This is a genomic window from Bacteroides sp. BFG-606 (assembly GCF_024788145.1).
Taxonomy (GTDB): domain Bacteria; phylum Bacteroidota; class Bacteroidia; order Bacteroidales; family Bacteroidaceae; genus Bacteroides; species Bacteroides vicugnae.
On record NZ_JANUIL010000001.1, the window covers coordinates 1,901,938 to 1,927,576 of the forward strand.

Genomic DNA, 25,639 nt, shown 5'->3' on the forward strand with positions numbered 1-25,639 from the left:
GTTAAAAAGTCAGGTTGATACCGAAGGTGTAGACTGCCGGTACGGGATAGCTGCCGTCATCTACTCCAAATGCGGTGGCGGTTCCTCCAAGTTCGGGAGTATATCCGGTGTTATGTTTCCACGTCTTCAGGTTCTGTATGTTGACATAGACTTTCAGAGCTTGCAGGCGTATTTTGGCAAGTAAGCTTTTGTCAAATGCATATGCTAACTGTACGTTGCGGATACGGAAGAACTTGCCGTCCTCAATGTAATATTCAGAGTTCAGGTTGTTGATGGAATGTTTGGTGTTCAGTAACGGTTGGGAGTTGGAGGTACCTTCTCCGTGCCAACGATCCATGCGTTGTTCCAGATAGTTGAATTGGGCGAAGTTGTAGTTGTCCCATGTACGGAAAATCTGGTTCCCGCCTTGTCCCATCATGTCGATGCCTAACGACCAATTCTTGTAGTTTACTCCGAGGGAAAAACCATAAGTCACCTTTGGGGTAGGGTTACCTATCATGGTACGGTCCTCCGGGGTGATTTCTCCGTCACCGTTCACATCAGCGAATTTTAAGTCACCGGGTGTCACGGTAGCCAACGTGTTTTTAGGTGATGCGTCAATATCTGCTTGCGACTGATAAACGCCCGCCACCTTATAACCATAGAAATATCCGATAGGATAACCTGCCATTGTGTAACTTTGCTGTTTATCTCCGGCAATGATGGAATATCCTTCCTGAACAAGGCTTTTGACCTCATTCTTGATGGTAGTCAGGTTGGCACTGACGGAATATCCCCAATCACCGATCTGATCGCGCCAGGTTACTGCCATCTCCACTCCTTTATTCTGAATCTCTCCCAAGTTGCCGATGCCGGGGATTGTTCCGGAAATTCCGGGAACCTCGGCTAACAAATCTTTGGTGTTCTTCTTGTAGTAAACACCCTCGAAATGTAAGCGGTTGCGGAGCAAGTTCGTTTCAAATCCAGCTTCCCATGCTTCTACTTTTTCCCAACGGAGGTTAGGATTAGGCAGATAAGCAAGCTGGTATCCGGGATAAATGATGGACGGTTTGCCGAATACGGCGGAATAAGCATTGGTCAATAACGGTTCGGCAGGATAGGCCTTGTCCAGATTCTGGTTTCCTAATGTACCGTAAGATGCTTTGATTTTCAACATATCCAGCCATTTGATATCTTTCATGAATTCTTCTTCAGACATCAGCCAACCTCCACCCAGTGAGAAGAAGTTCTGCCATTCATTGCCTGTATAGGAGAAAGCGGAAGAACCATCCCGGCGGAAAGAACCGTTGAATAGATATTTACCTTTATAGTTGTAGATGACACGTGCAAGCATAGATACTGTGCTGCGTTCCCATTGGGTACTTCCATTGGTTGCGGTAGCCGCATCACCGATGCTGACAAACCATTTGTCCGGATCGCCCGGAATGACCAAGCCTACTCCCTGTTTGCGTGCTCCGTCCAATCGGCTCAACGAATTGTAGTAAGTAGTAAAACCGGCGGTCGCTGTCAGGTTATGGTTGCCGTTGTCGAAGCTGTTGGTGTATGTCAGCAGGTAGTCACTCTGCACTTTCGTTTCATTCTCTTTGAACTGGCTGACCTCGGTCTTTCCTGTTCCCAAAGTAGAAACACCTCCGTTGACAGTGGCATCATATACTTTCACAATCGGCGTATACGTACGCCCGTTGTTCGATGCATAGTCCATGGAGAACATAGCCTTGAAAGTGAAATGTTTCAGGAAGTCTACCTCACCGTAAATGTTACCGGATGCCCGGTAGTTCTCTGCTTTGGTAGTATTCGCTTTCAATTCGACGTCTACCATCGGATTGTTGATCTGCGCTTTCTGGAATTCGGGCAGAGCCGTATATAATCCATATTCTTCGTTATATACCGGAGCGATAGGAGCCGAACGAAGAGCGTTCAATACCTGTTTGGAATCTGCAGGAAGCATACGTGCTCCGTTAAACTGGAATCCGACTTTCAAAAAGTCTGTAATCTTATAATCATTACTGGCATTGATGGTCACCTTGCTGAATTTCTCATGCTCGATGTTTCCTTGTTCGTAAGAGTAGCCTACGCCCAGATAGAAACTATGTTTGGGGGAAGCTCCTGTAATACTGATGTTGTTGTTGGTAATGAAGGCAGTTTGGAAAATCTCGTCTTGCCAGTCTGTATTGGCATCCCAACCGCTATAATCGAATGGATTATCTCCTTGATTGGCAAGCTGGTCGCTATATAGCTCCTTGAATTGTGGGCCGTTCACCAGTTTCACTTTGTCCACCACTTTCTTGAAACCGAAAGAAGTGTTGATATTCACCAGTGTCTGTCCTTCTTTGGCTTTCTTTGTGGTGATGATGATCACACCGTTCGCACCGCGAACACCGAAGATAGCCAGAGATGACGGGTCTTTCAGAATCTCCATAGATTCAATATCCTCCGGATTCAGAAAATTAATGTTGTCGTTGAATAGCCCGTCGACAATGTACAGCGGTTTATATCCGTTGATGGAGTTTGTTCCGCGAATACGTATTTCCGGATCAGATCCGGCCCGGCCGGAGTTGACAATCTGCACACCTGCTACCTTTCCCTGCAGGGAAGACAGCGGATTCATAGCCGGTTTGTTGGCTATTTCTTCTCCTTTGACGTTGGTGATGGAACCTGTCAAGTCTCTTTTCTTTGCACTACCGTATCCGATAACGACTGTTTCGGCTAGCACTTGTGAGTCTTCTTTCAAAGTGACATTGATTACATTCTGTGCCCCCACTTTAACAGTCTGTGAAGTCATTCCCACGTATGAAAATGCCAGCACGTCCTCCGGTGTGACAGAGATTGAATATTTACCGTCCATATCCGTGATGGTTCCGGTGGAAGTTCCTTGTACGAGTACCGATGCACCGATCAATGGTTCATTGGCAGCATCCGTCACTGTTCCTGTCACCGTCTTTGTCTGTGCAAAGACCGATGTGGAGGTCAATAGCAGGCAAAAAAGCGTCATGATGCTCCTTGACCTGATGGCTTTTTTCTGAAGATGTTGTAAAAGTCTAGTCCTCATTGCATTAAATTTTTCCATTTGTTATTATTTAGGTTGAAGTCTTTTTTCTGCCGTCTTTTGGCGAGAGTAACAAAGGAAACAAACGAAATTCAAAAAAGATTTGGGAAAAAAGAGAGGATGCTTGTTTTTAACACAAAAGGGTGAGGAGACTGTTGAAAAAGTTCAGACATGAACCGGTGTGGTTCATGCCTTTCCTGTTTTAAAACATTTGTTCCGCAGTGGTCATACATTGAATGACGTCTTCTTTGCTACCATTGAAAGGACCTGATTTCTCTATTTTTAATGTAGACATGGCGGCTGCAAAACGACCGGCTTCTTCGATGCCGGCACCTGATACCCGTTGATATAAATAGCCGATGGTATACGTGTCTCCACATCCCGTTGCGTCTACCACTTCTCTGGGCTTATAAGCCGGAATACGATAGAAGTCTTTTCCGTTGAAGATAAGTGAGCCCATGCCGCCTAATGTGACTAATACTTCTTTCACTCCCCATTCATATAATTGGCGGGCAGCTTCATGCGGGTCGGAAAGACCGGTCAGTACTTCCATTTCATGCTCGTTGACTTTGAGGAAATGAATATATTGCAAGGCTTCTCTCTTATCTGTCCAGTCCACCGGATAGACGTGGGTGTCACGCACTTCACGTAAATAGCCTTGTGAGTCTACTGCAATCAACCCTTTTTGAGATAGTTCTTTGATTACTTCCAATGAGAAGTCGTCAGCCAGCAGAGAGCCGAGATGGTAGATTTGCGCATCTATCTCTTTCAACTGACTGGCTGTGAACGGATCGGCTTTCGCTAATACCCGTTGGGTACGGTCGTCCGGATTGGCTCCATAGATGTTCTCGAAGTATACGGAGTGTTTGCTCGGTAAGGCAGTTACGTTAATACCCACTTTGCGCAGCTGCTCTACAACTTTCATTTCAGTGGCACCTACTGCCGTTACCAGCGCATAATCGATATCATTAAAATGGCGGATGGCATGTGAGCAATAAAAAGCTGTTCCTCCCGGCATGTAGACAGTGTTTTGAGGAGTGACTACTTTGTCTAATGTGATGTGACCGATGCAGCAAAGTTGATGTTTATTCATGTTTAACCAATTAAAAAGCCTCCAAGATAGTATCTTGAAGGCTTATAGTTTATTTTTGGTGCGGATGATAGGACTCGAACCTACACGCCTCACGGCACCAGATCCTAAGTCTGGCGCGGCTACCAATTACGCCACATCCGCATGTGTAGCTTTTTTGTTTAGCGGTGCAAAGATAGGAAGATTTTCTGATTTGGCAAATAATTCGACAATAAAGTTATTCACTTAAGATTTCGAATGCTTTTTCAATCAGAGTGTCTTTGTGCTTAAGTTGATCTGATTCAGACATATTGATGGCAATGTCCGGCTCAATACCTTCTTCCAAGGGTTGCTTGTTTTTGTCGAAATGCGGACTGGCGGAGAAACGGACGCTCCATCCATTAGGTAATTCCGATGAGAAGGGAAGTCCCGAACCACCTCCGGTCCAGTCACCTAACTGGATGATTCTTTTCTCTTCGTTGTCCTTGTTTAAGCTACGCATCGCATTCACAAAATCATTGGTGGCACTATAACAACGACGATTGGTCAGAATGATTACTTTCTTCTGCCACCGGATGCTGTTGGATGGTTCCAGATAGATCGGCTCCATCTTGGAGAAATCATTATGTCCCGGTCCGGTTTTGTGCTGTATATATCCGGTAAGTGTTTTCTCGTTGGTAAACCGGGCGGCAATGCGGGTGGAGTTGGTCAGGTTTCCGCCTCCGTTATCACGTACATCGATGATTAATCCGTTGCAGGTGGCCAGGTAGAGGAGAACTTCATCCAAGTTGCCATCGCCCACTCCGGAACTGAAACTTTCATAACGAATATATCCTATATTATTATCGAATATTTTATACTTTAAACCGGCGGATGTATAGTATCCTGTGCTGGCACTGCCCAGATAAGTTTGATAGAGAATATCTTCCCGGTAGTTCCAGTCATAACCCTGATACCATTCATCGTAGAAAGAAGTACGTTTGGCAGAGGATAGATTGACATGTCCGTCTTTTAAAATGTATAGCATCTGGCTTAGGATGTCGAACAGGTCGTCATTAGACATTGTCGGAATAATCAGTGGGCTATATTTGTCGTGAACGGCATCCCAGTCAATACCTTTTGCTTCCAGAAAACAATACTGTTCGTCGATGATCTTCCATAGTTGTTCGAAGTTTCCTACAGGATCATTGGCGTAGTCTTCTTCTCCGATGCAACCGGTCAATACCGGAAGACAGCAGAGCAGCCAAAGCATTTGTCTAATCTTATTTCTCATTCTTAATTGATCTCACTTGAAGTTTCAACATTAAATTTTGTTCTCTTAGTAGGCTCTGACCGATGAAGGCAAAGCTGTTCCTTTTTTGTTTCGGATACGGTATAGGTCTTTCACAAATCCTACCATGAATACGTGCGAGTAGGTATGTGTCTTGATATTGTTTACATTGGATTGTTGCAAATCAGCCAGATAGCTGAATCGCATTTTTGTATATCCTATCGGTAAGTCGACCGAGAGCATCTGCCGCAGTGAAGGCTGGTTGTGCAGGGAGGTGAACTTTATCACTCCACTCGAATTTCCCAGAGAGAATATCTCGTAGTAAGATTGTCCGTAGTGCGGTGAGAACATTACTCCCATCACCGGTAGATTGACTTGATAGCGTAATACCATCGGGTACCGTTTGATTTTCAAATGCCAGATAAGCCATTCCTGAGGCATCCAAATTGACGTATGCCCGTGCGGATGCCGGATTATTGGTGTTCCGGAGATTATAGACAAAGCCTCCGTTGGCATCTATCAATCCTCCGGCTAATAATTTGAAATTCTCCGTTAGTCGAAACTGGTAGTGTAATCCGTAATTCCAGTTGACTAATCCGGAGAAGGTGTTATTGTTATCGGCACGGTTATGGGTATAACCGATGTCTGCCTGAAAGAAATTCTGCACAGACACATTTCCATCGAATAACTTAGTCATCCGAATCGTCTCGCGGGAAATACGGAAGTCAATTCCTTTGTATTCCTGCGGTGAAAGATAGGTGTCGAATACGTTGGTAAATCCTACACCGTACATGGTGGCACGTGTTACATACCGATGGGTTTGCAGACTGTCAATCTGCGCTTGTAATCTGGTGCAAAGGGCGAACAGGATGCATCCTGTCAGCCCCAGGTATATTAGTTTTTTCTTCATCAGAATAATTTCATCTGCCCGGTGATCTCATCAATAATATCGCCTTCGCTCTTATCACTGTCCGGGTCCAGATTTTCCGGTTCCTCTTCCGGGCTTTCCTGTTGCTCTTGTTCAGGTTCGGGGAAGCGGGTCGGTTCAAGTTCGTTGATCGTATCCACGGTATAGGTCGTGATGCGTTTTCCTTTGGCTTTGAACCCTTTGACAGCTATGAATTCATCTGCATCGATATCCAACGGATCACGGAAGCTGTCGTGTCCGCCAAATATAACTTCCAGACGCGGATAGTACTCATCGGTCAGCAAGATGAGACGGTTATTCTTATTCTCTCCCAGATAGTTCTGTTTGCGGTTGGAGGCCTCGAAGCAGAAGCGTTTCAGGTACGGGTAATTCTGTTGATCGGCATCATAAAGTGCAGCGGTCCATACCTTATGGGGATCGAATTTCTCAACGATGCTCACATTGTCTTCGTAGTGATTGCTCAAATCGAAGTTGGTGGTGTAGAAATCACCATTGTTCAGTACAACCAGAATGGAGTCGTCACTTTGGAATTCTCCCAGATATTCGCCTCGTCCGTCATAGTTGAGACGGAGTATGTCACGGTCAAACCAGACTTTACGTCCACCGAGAGTAGAGCCGCCTTTTTGTTTCAGGGATATTTTGTGTACCGGCAAGCGGGTGAGAATTACACCCCGTGCCTGGCGTCCCTTGATACTGACTTCGCTGAAGTCATGTTCGAAGATAATACGGCGTACACGTGGGTTCGGCTTCAATGTCACCTTGATGATTTCGGCTTCTCCGTTCGGGTTGGCGCTGAAATAGGTGATCCGTGAATCAGGAGTTCCCTGTGTTACATCATATTCACGGTCGCGGACCACGGAAGTTACGGCGAAGCGTTTTACGTAGGTCGTTCCTTCTTTTCCGTCACGGTAGGCTACGTTGTAGATCGTGCGTTTATCGTTCTTCTTGAATACATTGACATAAAGAACGTTCTTACCGACAAATTTTTTATCTGCAACAGGAGTAACAATGTACTTGCCATCACGGAAGAAGACAATCACATCGTCAATATCCGAACAACAGGCCACGAATTCATCTTTCTTTAATGCCGTTCCGATAAATCCTTCTTCACGGTTGATATAGAGTTTTTCGTTAGCTTCTACTACTTTGGCTGCTTCGATGGTGTCGAAGTTCCGTAATTCCGTGCGGCGCGGGAAATTCTTGCCGTATTTGTTTTTCAACATCTGATACCAGTTGACGGTATAATCCACGATATGGGCCAGATGGTTATCAATCTCGGCAATTTCCTCTTTCATCTTGGCGATCAGTTCATCCGCCTTGTCCGAGTTGAATTTCAGGATACGTCCCATTTTGATTTCCATCAACTTGAGAATATCTTCTTTTGTAACTTCACGGATAAATGTCGGATAGTAGGGTGTCAAGCGTTCATCGATATGTGCACAGGCTGCATCCATGTCTTTGGATTGCTCAAACTCTTTATCCTTATAGATGCGTTCTTCGATAAATATCTTTTCGAGAGAAGAGAAATGCAGGGATTCCAGTATTTCTCCTTTCTTGATTTCCAGCTCCTGCTTCAGCAAATCCATCGTATTGTCTGCCGACTTTTTCAGGACTTTGCTCACAGTAAGGAAATGTGGCTTACTGTCATCGATAATACAACAGTTGGGCGAGATACTTACTTCACAGTCTGTGAAAGCGTAGAGAGCATCAATCGTTTTATCCGATGAGGTGCCGGGTGCGAGGTGCACCAATATTTCTACGTTGGCAGCCGTGTTGTCGTCTACCTTACGAATTTTGATCTTTCCTTTATCAACAGCTTTCAGGATAGAGTCGATCACTGTCGAAGTCGTCTTTCCGTATGGAATTTCTGTGATAGCAAGCGTTTTATTATCAATCTTGTTGATCTTGGCACGTACTTTCACGGCTCCGCCACGCTCTCCGTCGTTGTATTTGGCTACATCGATAGAACCTCCCGTCTGGAAATCAGGATATAGTTGGAATTCCTCTCCGCGTAGATAGCTGATAGAGGCATCACAAAGTTCGTTGAAATTGTGCGGCAAGATTTTGGAAGAGAGTCCCACGGCGATACCTTCCACTCCCTGTGCTAATAATAACGGGAATTTCACAGGAAGAGTGACCGGTTCCTTGTTTCGTCCGTCATAAGAAAGTTTCCATTCGGTGGTTTTGGGATTGAAGACAACATCCAGCGCAAACTTGGACAAGCGTGCTTCGATATAACGGGGAGCAGCTGCGCCGTCTCCGGTGAGGATATTACCCCAGTTACCCTGACAATCGATCAACAGGTCTTTCTGTCCCAACTGTACCAGGGCATCCCCGATAGAAGCATCACCGTGAGGGTGGAACTGCATGGTGTGCCCCACAATGTTAGCCACTTTGTTATACCGTCCGTCGTCCAGACGCTTCATTGAATGTAAAATACGTCGTTGCACAGGCTTCAAACCGTCATTGATATGAGGCACGGCACGTTCCAGTATAACGTATGAAGCATAGTCCAGAAACCAATTCTGGTACATGCCTGTTAACTGATGCTTTACGTTTTCGTCCCGCGTGTCCGCCGGTTTGTAGTCTGAATGTCCTTCCGTTATCTCATTGATTTCGTCACTCATATATCAATCTTCGCTTTGCTTTAACAACAAATTATCTTCCTGAACATCAAAAAAGGGGATGTCCACGCAAAAATACGAAATAAATTCATATGAGGACGAAAAGAACTCACGTTTTTTATGATACTGACAGTTCTGTTAATCCTTTGATTTCACATTCCATACCAATAAAGCAAAAAAGACGGAGAGTAATGCGGCTCCGATCCAAAAAATATTGATATAAGAAAAGTTGTAGATTTCTTTGCCATCGACAATGCTTTTATGCCCTCCTATGAGAATACCGCTCATAATATCCTGTATACCTGCCCCGATGTAACTGGCAATACCTACGATTCCTAATGCTGCACCTGAAGCGTTCCGGGGAGCAATGTCAACTGCCATCAATCCGCCCAAGAAACAGAGGAGTACTCCGATCGCAGTACCGAACAGTACCATGGATAACGCGTCTACCCAAAAGTGGACACCCGGAACTAATAGAAACAGACAAAGTGCCATTACATTCATCAGACCGAAGATGAGTGCAGGAGCATTTCTGCGCCCACTGAAAAACTTGTCGGAGATGACACCGGAAAACATTGTACCGATAATTCCACAAACCGAACCGATAGAAATGATAAAACTGGCGTCCAGTGTAGAATATCCTTTCTGGGCTTCCAGATAGAAGACTCCCCAGCTGTTTACGGCATAGCGGCTGACGTACATCAATGCACTCGAAATGGCAAGTATCCAAATTGCGGGCATCATTAGAGCTTGCCGTTGTGCCTTGTTGAAATCGGCAGCATCACCTGTTTCACTTTGCATTTGTGGATGATTGACGGCAGGCAGCCCTTCACTTTCCGGAGAATCATGAAAGAATCTCCAGACGATTAATGCCCCGATTATTCCGATACTGCCGGCTCCAATGAAACCGTATCTCCATCCTAAAGCACTGACAATGGAGGCGACAATAATGAAAGTCATTGCTTCCCCGATGTTGTGGCTTGCCGACCAGAAGCCATAGAACGATCCCCGTTTCTTATTTTCAAACCAACGGGATAATCCGACTACGCAAGAAGCAGCCCCCATTGACTGAAACCATCCGCTGATTCCCCATAATATGGCGAATAGAATGAAAGAGTGGGTGAATCCTAGGCATAAGTTTGCCAGGGCTGTAATTAGCAGTCCGGTGGACATGAAACGCCTGATATTGCTGCGGTCTGCCAGAAATCCGTTAGTGAATTTTCCGATAGCATAGGTGAAAAATAACACTGCTCCGATAATACCGAGCTCTGTTTCTGAAAAGATTCCTTCTTCAACAATCGGTTTCTTTACTACATTCAGGCTTAGCCGACAGACATAATAAATACCATATCCGGCTGTGGCGGAAAGAAAGGTAGCCCACTGTAATCTTTTAAGTTTTTTCTTGTCTTTTTTAAGAGGAGTCGCAGGAGTGCTGATGTGATAAAATTTGATAAGTTGTTTTAACATGGTGGTAGGATTTGATAGCCTAGTGAAAGGCGATAGTAATGGGAAGGTGTATCGATTATCTTCCGATACACCTTCTGATGAAGAAATAAATAAAGAGTTAGTTAGTAGCTTAATCCATCTTCCCAACCCGGATTTTGGGTTAGAATGCCTTGTGTAAGTACGCGCTGGTCAGCAGGGATAGGCCATAAGTAGTCTCTTTCCTCTTTCCAGTCTTTGCCATAAGTAACTTTGGGGAATCCGATAATATAACCGGATGTTCCGTTGGAGAGATAGATATCCTTATCCAGTTTCTTTTTATTATCACATTGGGAGGTCGCTGTGGTTTCGTAGATTTCCAGATCAGGCTTCCCGTCACCATCCATATCGTATGTTCCTACTCCGGGAACATAAATACCGTAGTAAGGTACGTAATGATTGAACATTTGTTTACCTTCTTTCCAACGGAATAAATCCCATTGTCTCAACCCTTCCATTACTAGTTCAATTGTACGTTCGCGACGGATTTCGAGAATGACGCCCTTATTCGCTCCCTGCTCAACATTCGGATAGCAAGCTGCCAGATAAGGATCAGGGTTACTGTTGGCATCCGTAAGATTCAGATCCGGCATTTTAGCCCGTTCTCGAATTTTATTGATAGAGATATCCAGGTCTTCTTGTTTGAGTGTTCCCAGTTCGGCTTTGGCTTCGGCATAATTCAGGTAGACTTCCGCTGCTCGCATCAAAGGCCAATCGGAGGTACTTTTAGCGGCTCCGTCATGATCTTTGGTACCTACAAATTTGATAGGTCTGTAGCCGCAATAAGCAGTTAAGTCATTGGCGGTCACGGTTGTTTCTCCTTTTTGGATATAGTTCGGACAAAGTACGGTTTGTTGCAGGCGTGGATCGCGGTTTTTCACCTCGTCTGTGTAAAACATTGTTTCATATCCTTGTTTATCAGTGAAACGTGTTCCGTTCGCCATCAGGTAGTGATTCATAAACCGGCGGGTAAATCCCATTTGCAGGTTAGCGATGCTGAATTGTACGGAGTGTGATAATTGCAAACCTTCGAAGTTATAAGCTCTTGCCAGTACGACTTCTGTGGTTTTGGCGTTGTCGGCACAGAACATATCTCTGTAAGGTTCCGTTCCTTCTTTATACAGGCTGAAGCCGCTTTCGTCAATAAACTGCCGGGCAGTGCTTGCTGCAATTTCCAGGTATTTCTCATAATTATCCAGTCCATGGTATTTCCGATAAGTCCCTTCATAAAGTGCAGCTTGACTGGCAAATGCTAATGCCGCCCATTTAGTGACTCTTGTGTTCCGAGTTTCTGTGCTTTTGGTCGGCAAACTGGTAGCGGCATCTTGGAAATCTTTGAGTACTTGATCCATCACAAACTCGCGGGAATCCCTGGCTTTGACTAATAATTCCTGATCTTCCGAACCCAGCACTTGATCGTACCAGGGTACATCTCCATAACGGCGTACCTTTACGAAATAGAAATAAGCTCTGAAGAATTGGGCCACTCCATTATATTGATTGCGGGCGGTTTCATCATCACAGTTGGAAGAATGTTGCAGGAAGTAATTAATGTGGCGGAGTTTGGTCCATGACCATCCGGTTTCGCTGGCAGCCGAACGGGTTCCTTCAATTACCTGTCCCATGCCTTTGTCGATCATATCATCTGCATTTGTACCGGCTGAAGCATCTGGCTCGTCCAGCAAGGTATAAAATTGATTGGTCCATAATTCCAGATCGGATTTGTTTTGAAAGTAATTCTCTGGTGTCACTGCATTTTCCGGTAGGAGTGTCAGGTCACAGCTATTGAATAGGGCTACGACCATTCCCAGAATTATTATTTTGTTGATAGCTTTCATACTATATCTGATTAGTCATTAATTAAAAAGTTATATCTACTCCAACAGTGTAAACACGCGGGTAAGCATATCCCGAACCCGTGTTGGATGAGTAAGTGCTACTGGAGATTGCCAATTCCGGGTCGATAGTTTTGTTATGCTTCTTCAGAGGCGACCAATAGTATAGATTTTCTCCCGATACGTAAACACGAACCTTTTCAAAAATACGTTTACTGATAGGCAGTGTATATCCAATAGAGAGATTCTTGAAACGCAGATAAGCGATATTCTGTATATATCGGTCGTTTACGGTGCCGAGTGAACCGCCTGAATAGGATTGATAACCTCTGATACGTGGGAAGAAAGCATTTCTGTTGTCTTCTGTCCAGCAGTCTTCCGGAAGTGATTTTTCTACAAATGAGGTAGAAGGGAAAGAATATGGTCCCCAGAATGAATTTGCTCCCTGTGAGGTGGTACTATAAGATGGGTACCAGTCTCTTTTACCAATTCCCTGGAAGAAAGCGGATACGTCGAAACCGTTCCAGCTCGCATCCAGACGGAAAGAATAACTGTATCTGGGAGTTGTGTTTCCAATGATTCGTTTATCACCTGGATCGTCTACTGTTCCAGCTCCGGCCCCAATCACATTGTCACCGTTTAAGTCGGCAAAGCGTACGTCACCGGCACGCAGATAACCGTCGACCTTACTGCTATAAACACGTCCGTTCACGGCTTTGTCATTGATCTTTGCCTGATATTCTGCTGCTTCCTTATCTGTTTTGAACAATCCGTCTACATGGTATCCCCAGATTTCTCCCATCTTCTTGCCTACATAATGGTCGGAGATCAGTTTGTCCGGATTATTGTATTTGGTGATTGTCCGTTGGTAATCTCCCAATGTAGCTTGTATTCCATACCTGAAAGGTTTGTTGGCCACTTTGAACGAGTCGTTCCATGAAACGGATAATTCCCATCCGTTTGTCCGTAAGTCGGCACAGTTGGCTTTTGGGGTGGAAGCACCGTATACATCCGGTAACGTCAATGAAGTAGTTAGCATATCTGTTGTTTTACGAACGTAATAGTCGGCACTCATACTTAAACGGTTTCTAAGGAATGACATATCCAATCCGACATTGTAGGTTGTAACGGTTTCCCAAGTCAGTCCGGAAGAAATCGGGTTGGAAATCTTTGCGTAATATGCTTTGCCTTCTCCGTCGAAAGTATAGCTGAACTGATTGTCCGAAGTGATTGTCTGCAGATAAGCGTAATAATCTACCTGCTGGTTCCCCAGGCTACCGACAGATGCGCGTAACTTCAGGCTGCTCCACCAGTCGCTTACCGGTTTGAAAAAGTTCTCTTCGGAGATTCTCCATCCGGCAGATACTGAAGGGAAAACTCCCCATCTGTCTCCTTCTGCGAACCGGGAAGAACCATCGGCACGACAGGATACTTCGAGCAGGTATTTACCCATGTAATCATAATTGATACGGCCGAAGAAACCAAGCGTTTTATAGGCGCTGATATCTTGTGATACGGTGAGTACACTTTCAGGAGTTACTGCCGAGAAGGAGTCGAGGTTATCATTGGACAGGTTAGTCATAGAAGTGTTTTTGTTGACATTGCGGTAAGTCTCATACTGGCTACCTGCCACTATTTTAAGATTGTGTTTCTTTGCCCATGAATGTTCAAATGTTGCATAATAGTTCAACATGTGAGTAACAGGGAAAGATTCGTCTTCCTCATAATTATTAAAGATACTTCCGGAAGTGAAAGTTTGCGTCACTCCCTGACTGCGTGAATACTCAAATGAATTGTTGCGATAACGGTACAATTGCTTTCTTTGTTGGTAACTGTAGTTGGCGGTCAGAGTCAGTCCCTGTAGTAACGTAATGTCAATCTGATTGACAACGGACAAGAGTGTTCTGGATTTGCTGTTATGACCTCTTCGTGACGTTAGGTATCCGCCGTCACCGGCTCCCAAGGGAGAGTTGGCATAAAGTTGGTTAGTATATTGCACAATCGTTCCATCCGGATTGAAGGGGACGAATGAGGGACTGATATTTGATTCCAGGCGGGCAATAGTCATTGCGTAGTTGGAAGTACCGTTATAATTGTAATTGTTATTATCCAGTCCGATATTTGTCGACCATTTGATCCATTTGTTTAGTTGAGCATCCATTTTGGCACGGAATGAATAATCCTTATAAAGGTCTTTGTCGATGTTGAACATACCATATTGCTGGTAGTAACGTCCACTGATATAGTAATTCACCTTTTCGCCACCTCCGGTGATAGAGACATTGTGTTCCATCTGTGGGCGGGTACGATTGTAGAAGTATCCATACCAGTCCGTATTTCCATAATAATAATATTTCCCGTCTTCTCCGATTTCCACCCATGGACGTTCCGGATTCTCAGTCATATCATTCCGGCGGTCATAGAGTTTCTGGAGCTCTTCATCTTCGTACAAGTACATATTCACGCCATTGTATGCATGGTAGAACTTGTTGGCGAAAGTGACATAATCGTATCCGGTACGGATAAAATCAGTGGAAGTCGTGTTCTGTGTCCATCCAAATCGACCGTTGTAGCTGATTTTGGCTTTTCCTTTTGTTGCAGCACTTCCCGATTTGGTGGTGATAAGTACCACACCTGCAGAGGCCTTTGCTCCATAAATGGCACATGAAGATGCATCTTTCAATACGGAAATCGACTCGATGTCATTTGCATTGACTTGGTTCAGCGGAACTTCTACACCGTCGCAAAGTACTAATGGCGTACCGCCATTGACAGAGATCCCTCCGCGAATGTTTAATGAATAGCCGGACTCGGGAGAACCGGTGCCGAAAGTCAGATTTACAGACGGATCGGCTCCTTGTAATGCATTGGCGGCAGATACTACCGGGCGGTTGTTCAGTTCTTTGCTTGAAATGGTGGATACAGCACCTGTCAGATTACTTTTGCGTTGGCTACCATAGCCCACTACAACTACTTCGTCAATCATCAGACTGGAAGGTACCAGACGGATTGTCTTAGTCTGACCGTCTTTTACATGAACTGTCGCTACCTCATAGCCTACATACGAAATATCAATAGTCGAAGGAATGGAAGTCTCCAGGGAAAACTTTCCATCCAAGTCGGTAATTGCTCCCTGTGCGGTTTCTTTGTTCATCACCGAAGCACCGATAACGGGATTTCCTTCTTCGTCATAGACAACCCCAGTGATTGTCTGCTTCTTTTTCTCATCGGACTTTTGCTGGCTGGTATCGGACTTTTTACTGATGATGATGCTATGTCCGTTGATGGTATAGCTAACATTCTGTCCCACGAATATCAGATCCAAAACGACCTTGATAGGCGCATTATTGGCATTGATTGACACCTTCTTACTCATGTTGATCTCGGAAGAATTGATTACAACTGAATAATTCTTGGTCTTATGTAAAGCTTCTATCGCTTCTTTTACAGTAACATTCTTTAATTGTAAGGTTATGTCTTGTGCTAGAATAGGTTGAGAGAAAAATATCATCACACAAGCAAACCAGATTGTCGATATATATTTTTTATAAATATTAGTTTGCTTCATATCAGGTTATACTACTGCTAAATTTATGGAGTTGCAGAAGTAATCATGATTACTTCCTGACTCCGGGTTATGGACATTTGTCCGTCTGTATTGAGATTGGATAAAATCTCGTCAAGAGTTTCCCCGTTAGTGAAATAAGCAATGTACGTGTTGTCGCTTAACTTTTGATCTAATATGATGATTCTGGTATCGAAATAATATTCCAGTTCCTTCACAATATCACTAAGGGGAAGATTACTGAAATAGAATCCTTCGCTTTTTGACGGACACTTGTACAGATTGGCAAGGAATGTTTCACGAACAATTTTCTGTGAGGCACGGTTGTACTGGATCATTTCTCCTTTTTTCAGAATCTCATTAGGATGAGTCGGAGTTTTGAACAGTACCGAACCTTCTACGAGTGCGACTTCTACCGTCTCAATATTCTCGTAGGCACGGAGATTGAACTTTGTACCCAGTACCTGCACATGGACGTCACCGGCAGAAATGATAAAAGGCTTGTCCGGGTCCTTTGCCACATCGGCAAAGAGTTCTCCACTGACAAAGATTTCTCTTTTATCTTCTGTGAAGTCGGAAGGATAAATAACCCGCGTGCCTGAATTGACGTGGAGCTTCGTTCCATCCGAAAGAGTGAGTGTTTGATGCATACCGTGTGGTACGGTGATATCATTCCAGTGTGTATTTGCCTTCTTGTCAAGAAGTAAATATCCGGCTAAAAACAAAAGTGGTATAAAAAGGACGGCTGCTACACGCTGCATCCAGCGGATTGAGTGCTGAAGCCTTGGGCGTAGTATGCGAACCTGTTTGGGTTGAATAGCTTTTTGAAATTTCTGAAAGGCTTTTTGAGATAACTCACGGTCCTCTATTTGAATTTCAGAGATAATCTCACGGAAACTCTGGTCCATCAGGTTATTGTCATTTTCTGTCAACCACTTTTGGATTTCTATTTCTTCCTCGTGAGAACACTTATCGTAGAAATAATCTTTTAATATGTCGTTAGTTATCTTCATAGCGTATTTGTTTAAAGTACAAAAATGCATTTTTTTTCTTTATCTGTGAGTATATTATGTTGATTATTTCCGAATAAGATATTCTATTGGGGATAGATTCGTATTCTTAATCTGATCTCATATTCATAAGCACTTGTTTTTATTTAATATAGTGAAGTCAGAAGGAGCAATATAAAATTTCTCATGTTTCTTTATCTGATAAATAGAGTAATAACTTCGAGAGGCTAATCGTGGCGTCCGATTTTCTTCAGGTAGCTGATTAATAACTCTGGTCGGTCGGTTTGTATGATGGATGTACCGAAATCTAGCACCTTTTGGTAAACTTCTGCCCCGTGTTCAAAAGCGTAGTCATCGTATATACCAGCTTCTTCACCTCCGCAGAGCGAGGGCCAAAGGGTGTTTACCCAGATTTTGGAACCTTGGGCAAGGATATCCTTCATACATTTTCTTACTTCTGGAGTTTCTTGTTGCCAGCATACTTCATAAGCCAAAGGGACGATTTTCTTGTCCATATATTGGCGGAATAATTCCTGTCCGCTTGGTTTGTTAATATCAATAATGGGCATGTACATCATAGCATGCTTATACTTCTTTGTCTGTGCATCTACAAAATCTACCGGTTTTTTGCCTTTAATCAGGATTTGTTCTGTGACTCCCAGTTCTTCTGTAATAGCCATCACTAAATCATAATATTGATACCCTTGGTCTATATTAACCACTATACGGTCTTTGCAAACAGCCAATGCTTCTTTTAAAGTCGGCATCTTGTATTTGGTAGGGCAGTTATGTCCAGTTTTCAGGAAACAGTTTTTGATATAATCGTAAGGTACGTCGCTGACTCTGCCTTTTCCTGTAGTAGTCCGGTCAATGGTACCGTCGTGGCAGAGGACAAGTACACTGTCGGCTGTTAGCTTCAGATCCAGTTCCATAACATCAACTCCCATTCGGATAATTGATTCAATGGCGGGGATCGAGTTTTCCGGGTAATCCCTCCAGTCTCCCCGGTGAGACACTACTACTACATAGTCTGTTTTCGGGTTGTGGATGGCTTCTACTATCTTTTGCGCATGTGTCTTGCCCGAAGTGACAGGAGTAGCTGCAAAAGTGCTTAGAGTCAGCAAGAGCAGAAGTCCGGCGAATAAAATTCTTTTTTTCATATTCATATCATTTTAAGGATTAATTCTTTTTGAATAAAAGAGGGCGAAGCACAAGATGTTGAAGATCGTAGGCTGTGATGATGACATGGCCTTCGTCAAAATCATTCTCGAATGTCACTGTAAGAGTATGAGTCTCTTTGTCGAGTGTTGCTTTAACGTTTACTGCCTGAGCAATAGTAATTATCGCGTCTCCTGCTGATGTTCCCGTCACTTCATATTCAATTTTCAGAGGACTGGAAAGGTCAGTCACCTTGGTAACCGCTTCAGCTTTCAACTTGAGATTCAGTGAGTTGAATACTTCCAATGTAAGGGTTTCTCCGTTGCCCAATGTGATATTGAGATATCCATCGTCAGTTTTGGATATACTCTTAAAAATGGCAGTCGCGTCGGTGGTAGCTGTAATAGGAGTGCCTTTGCTATCTTTAAGGACTTCACCGTTGACTGTCCAGTAACCGTCGGCGTTTACCCCCATTTCGGGGGTATAGCCGCAGACTGGGACTTTTTTCCCGGCATCATCAGTGAGCCAGTTTGTTTCATTGTCAATGGTTGTAGTCCAATAATACAATTGGTCATCATCGCTGAGGCGTACACCTAGTATCGGAGCTTCTATTACATCTTCCTGGGTTGCTACGACGACTGCTTTTTCTTCATTATTGCTATCTTTGTAGGTAATGACATATTGTCCATCCGAGTTCCGGGTAACGGAGGTGATAACATTTCCTTCCGTCAGATAGCTCAGCTTTGAAATATCTTCGTTGAGTTTATTCGCTTTTGTTTGAAGAGCAGTTATTCGTTCTTTGAAATCATTGAGCTTATTCTGAATCGCGGAGTCGTCATAATCCCCACAACTGGTTAGCAGGAGGGAAAGAAGCAACGAACAGAAAAAATATATTCTTTTCATATCTTGTGTCTTTTAGAAATTAATACTGGGATCGAAATTCTGGTTTGCATGGCAGAATGCATTCTCGTTGGTGGCATCCGGTGCAGAAGTGGGATCGTCCTTATACTTGCTGTAATCACCGACATAACCTCCGCATACACAAGCTTTGCAATTAGTCCAGGTTGCGGTAGAAGCACCCGAATAACCACATAACCACCCCGGACCATGTCTGTTGGTTCCATTTCCTTCGGTAAATACATCTCCCAGAACAGCCCCTTTGTTTACACAGCCGATAATCTGTATGTTGGAGTGACCGATGATACCTCCGGTGCGGACACTTAGGTGAGTCATGACATTTCCATAATTTGTGCAGGACTCTACTGTACATTCTGGTTTCGTTTTCAGGTCATCCGTACCTCCCACAATTCCACCCATACGTTTGTAATTGTAGGTTATGCTCGCTTCTTTACCTTCGAATTGTCCTACCTTATCATCTTCGATGGTTCCTCTATTGTCGCAGTTGTAAATGTTGCCATACATCAGTGTTGCTACAATTCCGCCTGTTCTTCCACTCGGACAACTAATATCACCATAGTTAGTACAGTAATTCAGTTTGCCACCTTCTGCTTTAGCCATGAAGGCGCAGATTCCGGCAGTCTGCATGCCCGTACCTCCATTGCCTGTATTACTGATGTGTCCTGTGCGGACAAATCCTCTGTTGGCACAACCTTGTGCTTTGGATTCTCCTCCGATCGTCGTATTTATAATAGCACCTACCAGACCGGAAAGTGCGTTAAATTCTCCAGATTTATTATCGGCTGTGAAGTCGATATTATAATAGTTAGTACAGCCCTCTATTACTGAATTTTTGGCGAAGCAAACAAGAGGAGCGATAACAGTATATTTAGGTGCTGTTCCACTCATGATCCAAATAGTAGCGGTACCAGCATCTCCTAAAGCCAAATTCTTGACCGTTGCGTTTTCTATTGAACCGAACAGGCCGTATGCCAGCCCTCCGTTCGTTATATCTGCACTGCAATTCAGATTCTTGATGGCGTAACCTTGTCCGTTGAAGGTTCCGGTAAACGGATGTACGGAAACGTAAGGTTCGGCAGTTGTATAGTTGGAAGCATCTATGTCGCCTATCGGTGTCCAGCTGGTCACGGATGACATATCAATGTCATTCAGCAAAACTACTTCTCCGGCATCATTCTGCCAACGGGAAGTATTTGTTCCATTATTAACGGCTTTCGCAAAGTTAACCAAATCAGTGGCCGTACTGATTCCTCCCTTAGCTTCCACTTCTTTTGCTTCCTGTATCACATCAATGCTTGAAGAAATATTATACAGCGAGTTGGAGAATGTTATTTTTCCGGTACGTTCGTCGCCTGTTTCATTGGCCAGAATGGTGAAAGCGTGTGTGGTTGTAACCAGTGCGCGGGTCCCGTTGTAGGTGATCCACTCATTTTCTGTATTGACTTGATAGGATATGTTCGCAGATATTTGCATCTCAATATTCATTTGTGTACCTTTAAGTTGGATAGGTCCTACATGACCTTGATATATTGGTTCGTCCAGAATAGCAGTACCATATGTGAAGTATATCGGTTTCAATACGGTATTATTACCAGCACTTGCCAGTAACAGGATATTCCCTTCAGTTGCCCCTTCTTTCATGGTGGCGATAAGGGTGGAAGAGATCTTGTCTATTTTGACTTCCATATTGTAGGCAGTAAACAAGTCTACATATGCATTTTCCGACTGTGTACCATATATTTCGTATGGGATACTTACGGGAGTGGTATAGTCTGTTACTGCGTTGTATACCGGACTGTTGAAGCGGATGCCGAGTGCTTCCTGCAAACTCATCCGCAATTCCTGGCCGTCTGCCAGAATAAATACGGCTTCTCCTGTTTTATCATCGATATAGGCTGATTTGAATAACATATTACTTAAATCATTAGCCAATACACCGGTACTACTACCGTTCACACTCCAGTAACCATTCTCGTTTATTTTAACGTCAGGCATCGTTCCGCCAATCGGGAATTTCTTTCCGTCACCGTCAAGGATGAATGTGTAAGTCTTCCCCTTATCAGTAGTCTGTGCCCAGTAGAATTTACCGTCACTATCTTGCTTTGCTGTGATGATTGGGAATTTGATAACATCTCCTTGGGTGGCGATGGTAACGGTGTGGGTTTCCCCACCACCGTCGCTGTAAGATATTATGTAGTTACCATCAGCATCCTGACTGATTAAAGTGATAAACGAACTTCCGAGCACTTTGGACAGTGAGGCCATTTGTGCAGTCAATGTTTCGGTTTGAGCTTCATAATCTCCAATCGTTTTTTCTATTTCGTTGAGGTCCTGCCAAATTCGTTCGTCGTCGTAAGAACTACAACTTCCTAGAAAGCAGGCAGATATAAATAATGATATACTTATAAACTTTTTCATATATTCAGTGATTAACATTCGTTTGATTCATTATTCAAGTACTCTGACATGCAGATAATTCATGCAGCTTCTTTCACCATTCGCATCCGACACATGATTGATTACATTTCCGATACCATTTTCATAAGTCCACATTACCGTAGAACCTCCTCCATCGAAACGGATTACATCATATAACCCCAACTTTTTGCAGACACGATAAGCTTCATAAAAATCAAGTCCTCTGTCGTTATCTGTTCTTCCGTCTACACAGAATATAATTACCTTCGATTTATCTTGTGTCATTCCAAGATTAGTAGTCGGGTTGATTGTCTCTGCATCTTCTTTCTTGGGAGGAGCGGAGTATATACCATTGTATACGTAGCGATACATGCTGGAATTATGTACTTTAATCGGATCGGTAGAACTACCTATTTTAAGTTCGGCACTAATTTGTACTTTATCTCCTGTTTTCAGACTTTGAGCCAGTTCATTGGCTTTGTCACCTGTCACTTGCAATACCCATTCATTTTTATCTATTACGTATGGAGCTTCTACAGTAGTGCTTCGCCCGTCAATGATTTGGGTAATTGTAGCTTCAAAATCACCGGAATTAACCTTCAATGGTTGGTTATTTTTGCCTATGATAAACAAAGCTTTGGTTCCTATTGGGTTGGTCAACCCCGGATGAGGCTCTTTCACATATCTGAAAGTATATAAATTTGCATCGTATGATGGCTTGCCATTCAAGCGGACAATGGTGTCATTGACTGAATAATATTCATATTCTTTGGTTCCGACTTTCAATTTACCAGTAAAGTCTCTCTTTTCGAAACTGATGGAACGGTTATCAAAGAAGGTGAATCCCCAGACATGATTGGTCAAAGTGGAACGCACATACGGATTATTGACGAATACAGGTTCTCCTTCTTCAATATGCATTCCTCTGGGGAAGCCGTCGTGAGAATTGAAAAAGCCGGTATTGATACCTACGACGATATTTCTTCCTTCTCCTCTTCGTCTGACACAAGTCTCTGACAATGTTTCGCGAAGAATTTTACCATTATTAGAGTTGTTGTTACCATTAGGATTCGGGCAGATCTCATCTGCCATGACTGTTTCGAACGTCACTTTCGGATTGTTCATATCAATCTCGATAGCATAGATATTCTGATTGAAATTGGTGAAAGAATAGTGTTTGTATACGATACCCGATGCCAATTCGCGGTCTTCGGTCACCTGCCAGTCATAGTATGCTTCATCCTGATTAGAGAAGTTATTAGCTTCTTTGGAGAAAGCTCCGTGGCGGACGGCATTGCTGTAAGTGGCAACCGGAGCATCTTCCGGATTGTTCTTGTAAACACTGTAATCTCCGATTTTGCCTCCGATGTGGCAGTCTGTGATATAGTCTGTGCCAGTTTTTGTACCGCTATAGCCACAAGCCCATCCGGCTCCATGTTTGTTGGCTCCGTCTGCGGTTGCATCCGACAGAATGATTCCGTTGTTTGTACATGATTGAACAAATCCGGCGTTGTGTCCGACGAATCCGCCTGCACGACTTCCATTTTGAGAGTAGACGTTTCCGTTGTTAATACAATTCTTGAGGTATTTATCTGTGTTGATTCCCCCTGCAAGTCCTCCGATACGTTTCACATTATATCGTTTGGAGTTTGAGGCAAATACATCGTTCACGTCATCCTGAATAAGTCCTTCGTTAGTGCTGTTTTCAATCGTTCCTTCCTGTAAAGTTCCTACGATTCCTCCGCCACGTCCGGAAGGTGCACTGATATTTCCTTTGTTGATTGCATATCCGATATAGGCTTCATCAATTTCTATATATCCCGCAATTCCTCCCTGGTTGAAAGCGGAATAGGCCCCGGAGCCCGTGTTGACAATATTGCCGCAAGTCAGGTTGCCTTCATTTATACAGCCATTTGTTTGTGTTGTGTCGCCTATTTTATTTCCATACAGTACACCAGCCAAACCTCCCATTCGAACACCGATATTAGCGGCGTTTGTTCCTTCAAAGGATAAGTTTATTTTATTGGTGCATGCCAGTATGCTTCCTTCACAATAGCCTACCAATCCGCCAATAGCTGCCCCTTGCGGAGCTTTACCTGTAATGGTGGCATTACCGGAAACCACTAAATTTCTGATAATTCCCGAACTGCCGAGTGAATTAAATAATCCGTGGGCGATATTGCCGTCTTCAAGATTATACGTACAAGTTAGGTTGTTAATTGAATGTCCTTTACCGTCAAATACCCCGTTGAAGGTTTGCTCGCCGATTGTATAAACTACTTTTGTATTAGCACTGGTAGTATTACTTGTAACTTTACTTCCTACACCGCTCGTCAGTGTAATATCTTTCATATCGATATCATTCAGTAGGATTACGTTTCCTTCTGTGTCTTTGAATTTACGTAAACTACCTCCATTCGTGACCGCATCTATAAATGCTTTAAAGTCTGTTGCAGTAGCAATGCCTCCGTTTTCGACGATTGGTAGAGTAAAGCGTACCGGCTTGATTAATACATTATCTTCAGTATCATAGAGCATAATCATGGTTACTCCCTCTTCAAAATCATCGGTAAAGGTAACAGCCAGTGTTTTATTGCTGCTATTCAACTTGACTTCTACTCCATCGTCGCTACGTGTGATGAGCACCAGTGTTTGTGCTGCCTTTTTCCCGATAATATTATAATTTAAGGTAAGGCTTTTCGTTCCTTCCTCTATAATAATAGGAGAAATGGCAGGTTGACCTGCATTTTTAAATTCTACATTAAATAGCGTAAAGGTACTGACCGATAGAATTTCTCCGTTGCCTAGTGTTATTGAGGCAGTTCCGTTATCGTTCATTTCCACTTTAGTAATCAGTGAAGCCGTTTTACCTTCGGCCTTAATCGGCTTTTGGTTACTGTCGAGAATCTGCTGGCCATTGATAACCCAATATCCATTCTCATCCACTCGTATTTGAGGAGCGCTACCCGATACTGGGATTTTTTGTTTGTTGGTATCCAACAGGAAAGTTGTTTGTCCTTTGGTGGTAGTAGTCCAGTAATAAGTTCCGGCTTCTTCTTGTATTCCGATAATCGGACTGGAAACCATTTGATCGGTGGTAGCGATGGTGAAGCTATGCTCTACATTGTCACTTCCTTTATAAGAAATGACATAACCGCCATTAGCAGCTTCTGTGACAGAGGTGATTGCTCCTCCTTTCACAATTTGGCTCAACGCATTCGCTTGTAGTTGCAAACTGTTTAGCTTCTCTTTCAGTTGATCGAGATCTTTGTAGATTCCATCAATGTCCTTCCAGGCAGCCGAGTCATCATAGTCATCGGTGCAACTGCCAATCACAGGCATGAGTAGCAAGAATAAAAGTAGAAAATTTCTCATGTTTTTTAAATAATTTGATTCAATGGTTAATAGCGCGCTATTTATAACTCGTTTCTATAATGAAGAACACATCACTTGGAGGGGGTACGTAATCGGATTTGAACTTTTTTTTTAATCATCACTATTTTCAATAAGACTTGAATTTTTCATATTAATTTCATAGTTTTGTCATCAGAAGCATACTATTTCCTGTTTACTCCTCCCTTACATATTACAATATGATGTGATTTTAAATAGGGTTTGGTATATCTTCTATATTATTTATAGCTTTGTTGCCTAGAAATCTTTTTCGGAATAAACGATGAATAAAACTGATTTATCTTCTGTTACTGAAGAACAACTGTTGTTACGGCAGTTGAGAGAAGGGGATATAGGGAGCTATGAGACCCTGTTTCATCGTTATTATCCCACCTTTTTTGCTTTTGCCAGAGGTATGCTGAAGGATGCAGGGGCAGCAGAAGATATTATCCAGAATGTATTTATGAAGATCTGGATACATCGTGAAGCTTTGGATGAAACGATGTCAATCAAGAACTATATTTATGTACTTTCCAAACGGGAGGTTTTCAATTATCTTCGGGCCAAATACAATACCCATGTTGTGTTAACGGAAGACATGATGACATTGGAGCAATCTTCAAGTACGGATGAGCCAACTACAGACTATCGTGAATTGCGTGAAGCAGTACAAAGTGTGATTGATACGATGCCGCCTAAACGTAGGAGTGTGTTTTGTCTTAGCCGTTTCAAATCCCTGACTAACCAAGAGATTGCTGATAAACTCGGTATTTCTATTCGTACCGTTGAGAAGCATATAGAATTGGCTCTTCGCACTTTTAAAGAACAGTTGGGGAGTTTCTTTGCTCTTTTTGTGGGGTGGTTCCTTTGAATGAGGCTGTAGCGACTGCAGGGGGGGCTACTTGTATAACAGAAAGAGATAT

At 43.4% G+C, this 25,639-nt stretch carries 13 protein-coding genes, 1 tRNA gene and 1 pseudogene; 1 reads left to right on the forward strand and 14 read right to left on the reverse strand.

Annotated features, from left to right (window positions below):
• Position 1 precedes the first annotated feature (1 nt).
• From NXV01_RS06735 to NXV01_RS06800, 14 genes and pseudogenes are all read right to left on the reverse strand, one after another.
• Positions 2–3,067: a TonB-dependent receptor gene (locus tag NXV01_RS06735; protein WP_259022039.1), complete on the reverse strand. Its 3,066-nt coding sequence runs from the start codon at positions 3,065–3,067 to the stop codon at positions 2–4.
• Between the two features lie 181 nt (positions 3,068–3,248).
• Positions 3,249–4,139 (reverse strand): PfkB family carbohydrate kinase, encoded by an 891-nt coding sequence (locus NXV01_RS06740; RefSeq protein WP_234132594.1) that lies wholly within the window; start codon positions 4,137–4,139, stop codon positions 3,249–3,251.
• Between the two features lie 56 nt (positions 4,140–4,195).
• Positions 4,196–4,280: transfer RNA gene (locus NXV01_RS06745), tRNA-Leu, on the reverse strand.
• A gap of 73 nt (positions 4,281–4,353) precedes the next feature.
• The gene (locus NXV01_RS06750; RefSeq protein ID WP_008649432.1) at positions 4,354–5,388 is read right to left on the reverse strand and encodes a S41 family peptidase; all 1,035 of its coding nucleotides are present in this window, start codon (positions 5,386–5,388) and stop codon (positions 4,354–4,356) included.
• A gap of 45 nt (positions 5,389–5,433) precedes the next feature.
• A pseudogene (locus NXV01_RS06755) lies at positions 5,434–6,295 on the reverse strand (DUF3316 domain-containing protein).
• A complete protein-coding gene (locus tag NXV01_RS06760; protein WP_195648833.1) occupies positions 6,295–8,940 on the reverse strand; it encodes a DNA gyrase/topoisomerase IV subunit A in 2,646 nt (881 codons plus the stop codon). Before NXV01_RS06760 ends, NXV01_RS06755 begins: the two are co-directional and overlap by 1 nt.
• A 135-nt stretch (positions 8,941–9,075) precedes the next feature.
• Positions 9,076–10,404 (reverse strand): MFS transporter, encoded by a 1,329-nt coding sequence (locus NXV01_RS06765; RefSeq protein ID WP_259022040.1) that lies wholly within the window; start codon positions 10,402–10,404, stop codon positions 9,076–9,078.
• A 101-nt stretch (positions 10,405–10,505) separates the two neighbouring features.
• Positions 10,506–12,257, reverse strand: coding sequence for a RagB/SusD family nutrient uptake outer membrane protein (locus tag NXV01_RS06770; protein WP_148364065.1), 1,752 nt, complete (start codon positions 12,255–12,257; stop codon positions 10,506–10,508).
• Positions 12,258–12,279: 22 nt separating this feature from the next.
• Positions 12,280–15,822, reverse strand: a complete 3,543-nt coding sequence (locus NXV01_RS06775) for a TonB-dependent receptor (protein WP_148364064.1) — start codon at positions 15,820–15,822, stop codon at positions 12,280–12,282.
• 23 nt (positions 15,823–15,845) lie between these two features.
• Complete coding sequence (locus NXV01_RS06780; RefSeq protein WP_122137926.1) at positions 15,846–16,832, reverse strand: FecR family protein; 987 nt, start codon at positions 16,830–16,832, stop codon at positions 15,846–15,848.
• A gap of 224 nt (positions 16,833–17,056) precedes the next feature.
• A complete protein-coding gene (locus NXV01_RS06785) occupies positions 17,057–17,995 on the reverse strand; it encodes a glycerophosphodiester phosphodiesterase family protein (protein ID WP_148364063.1) in 939 nt (312 codons plus the stop codon).
• Between the two features lie 13 nt (positions 17,996–18,008).
• Positions 18,009–18,890 (reverse strand): PL29 family lyase N-terminal domain-containing protein, encoded by an 882-nt coding sequence (locus NXV01_RS06790; protein ID WP_259022041.1) that lies wholly within the window; start codon positions 18,888–18,890, stop codon positions 18,009–18,011.
• A gap of 12 nt (positions 18,891–18,902) precedes the next feature.
• Positions 18,903–21,323, reverse strand: a complete 2,421-nt coding sequence (locus NXV01_RS06795) for a PL29 family lyase N-terminal domain-containing protein (RefSeq protein WP_259022042.1) — start codon at positions 21,321–21,323, stop codon at positions 18,903–18,905.
• 30 nt (positions 21,324–21,353) lie between these two features.
• Entirely contained in the window at positions 21,354–24,698 is a 3,345-nt protein-coding gene (locus NXV01_RS06800; RefSeq protein WP_022198910.1) for a PL29 family lyase N-terminal domain-containing protein, read from the reverse strand.
• Between the two features lie 301 nt (positions 24,699–24,999).
• Between NXV01_RS06800 and NXV01_RS06805 the strand changes: the two genes are divergently transcribed.
• Positions 25,000–25,587 (forward strand): RNA polymerase sigma-70 factor, encoded by a 588-nt coding sequence (locus tag NXV01_RS06805; RefSeq protein ID WP_148364060.1) that lies wholly within the window; start codon positions 25,000–25,002, stop codon positions 25,585–25,587.
• Positions 25,588–25,639 lie beyond the last annotated feature (52 nt).

Bases quoted from the DNA above. Each gene is read 5' to 3' on its own strand.
- NXV01_RS06775 (WP_148364064.1), bottom strand. From the start codon at position 15,822: ATGAAGCAAACTAATATTTATAAAAAATATATATCGACAATCTGGTTT.
- NXV01_RS06740 (WP_234132594.1), bottom strand. From the start codon at position 4,139: ATGAATAAACATCAACTTTGCTGCATCGGTCACATCACATTAGACAAA.
- NXV01_RS06735 (WP_259022039.1), bottom strand. From the start codon at position 3,067: ATGGAAAAATTTAATGCAATGAGGACTAGACTTTTACAACATCTTCAG.
- NXV01_RS06785 (WP_148364063.1), bottom strand. From the start codon at position 17,995: ATGAATATGAAAAAAAGAATTTTATTCGCCGGACTTCTGCTCTTGCTG.
- NXV01_RS06780 (WP_122137926.1), bottom strand. From the start codon at position 16,832: ATGAAGATAACTAACGACATATTAAAAGATTATTTCTACGATAAGTGT.
- NXV01_RS06805 (WP_148364060.1), top strand. From the start codon at position 25,000: ATGAATAAAACTGATTTATCTTCTGTTACTGAAGAACAACTGTTGTTA.
- NXV01_RS06760 (WP_195648833.1), bottom strand. From the start codon at position 8,940: ATGAGTGACGAAATCAATGAGATAACGGAAGGACATTCAGACTACAAA.
- NXV01_RS06770 (WP_148364065.1), bottom strand. From the start codon at position 12,257: ATGAAAGCTATCAACAAAATAATAATTCTGGGAATGGTCGTAGCCCTA.
- NXV01_RS06750 (WP_008649432.1), bottom strand. From the start codon at position 5,388: ATGAGAAATAAGATTAGACAAATGCTTTGGCTGCTCTGCTGTCTTCCG.
- NXV01_RS06790 (WP_259022041.1), bottom strand. From the start codon at position 18,890: ATGAAAAGAATATATTTTTTCTGTTCGTTGCTTCTTTCCCTCCTGCTA.
- NXV01_RS06765 (WP_259022040.1), bottom strand. From the start codon at position 10,404: ATGTTAAAACAACTTATCAAATTTTATCACATCAGCACTCCTGCGACT.
- NXV01_RS06795 (WP_259022042.1), bottom strand. From the start codon at position 21,323: ATGAAAAAGTTTATAAGTATATCATTATTTATATCTGCCTGCTTTCTA.
- NXV01_RS06800 (WP_022198910.1), bottom strand. From the start codon at position 24,698: ATGAGAAATTTTCTACTTTTATTCTTGCTACTCATGCCTGTGATTGGC.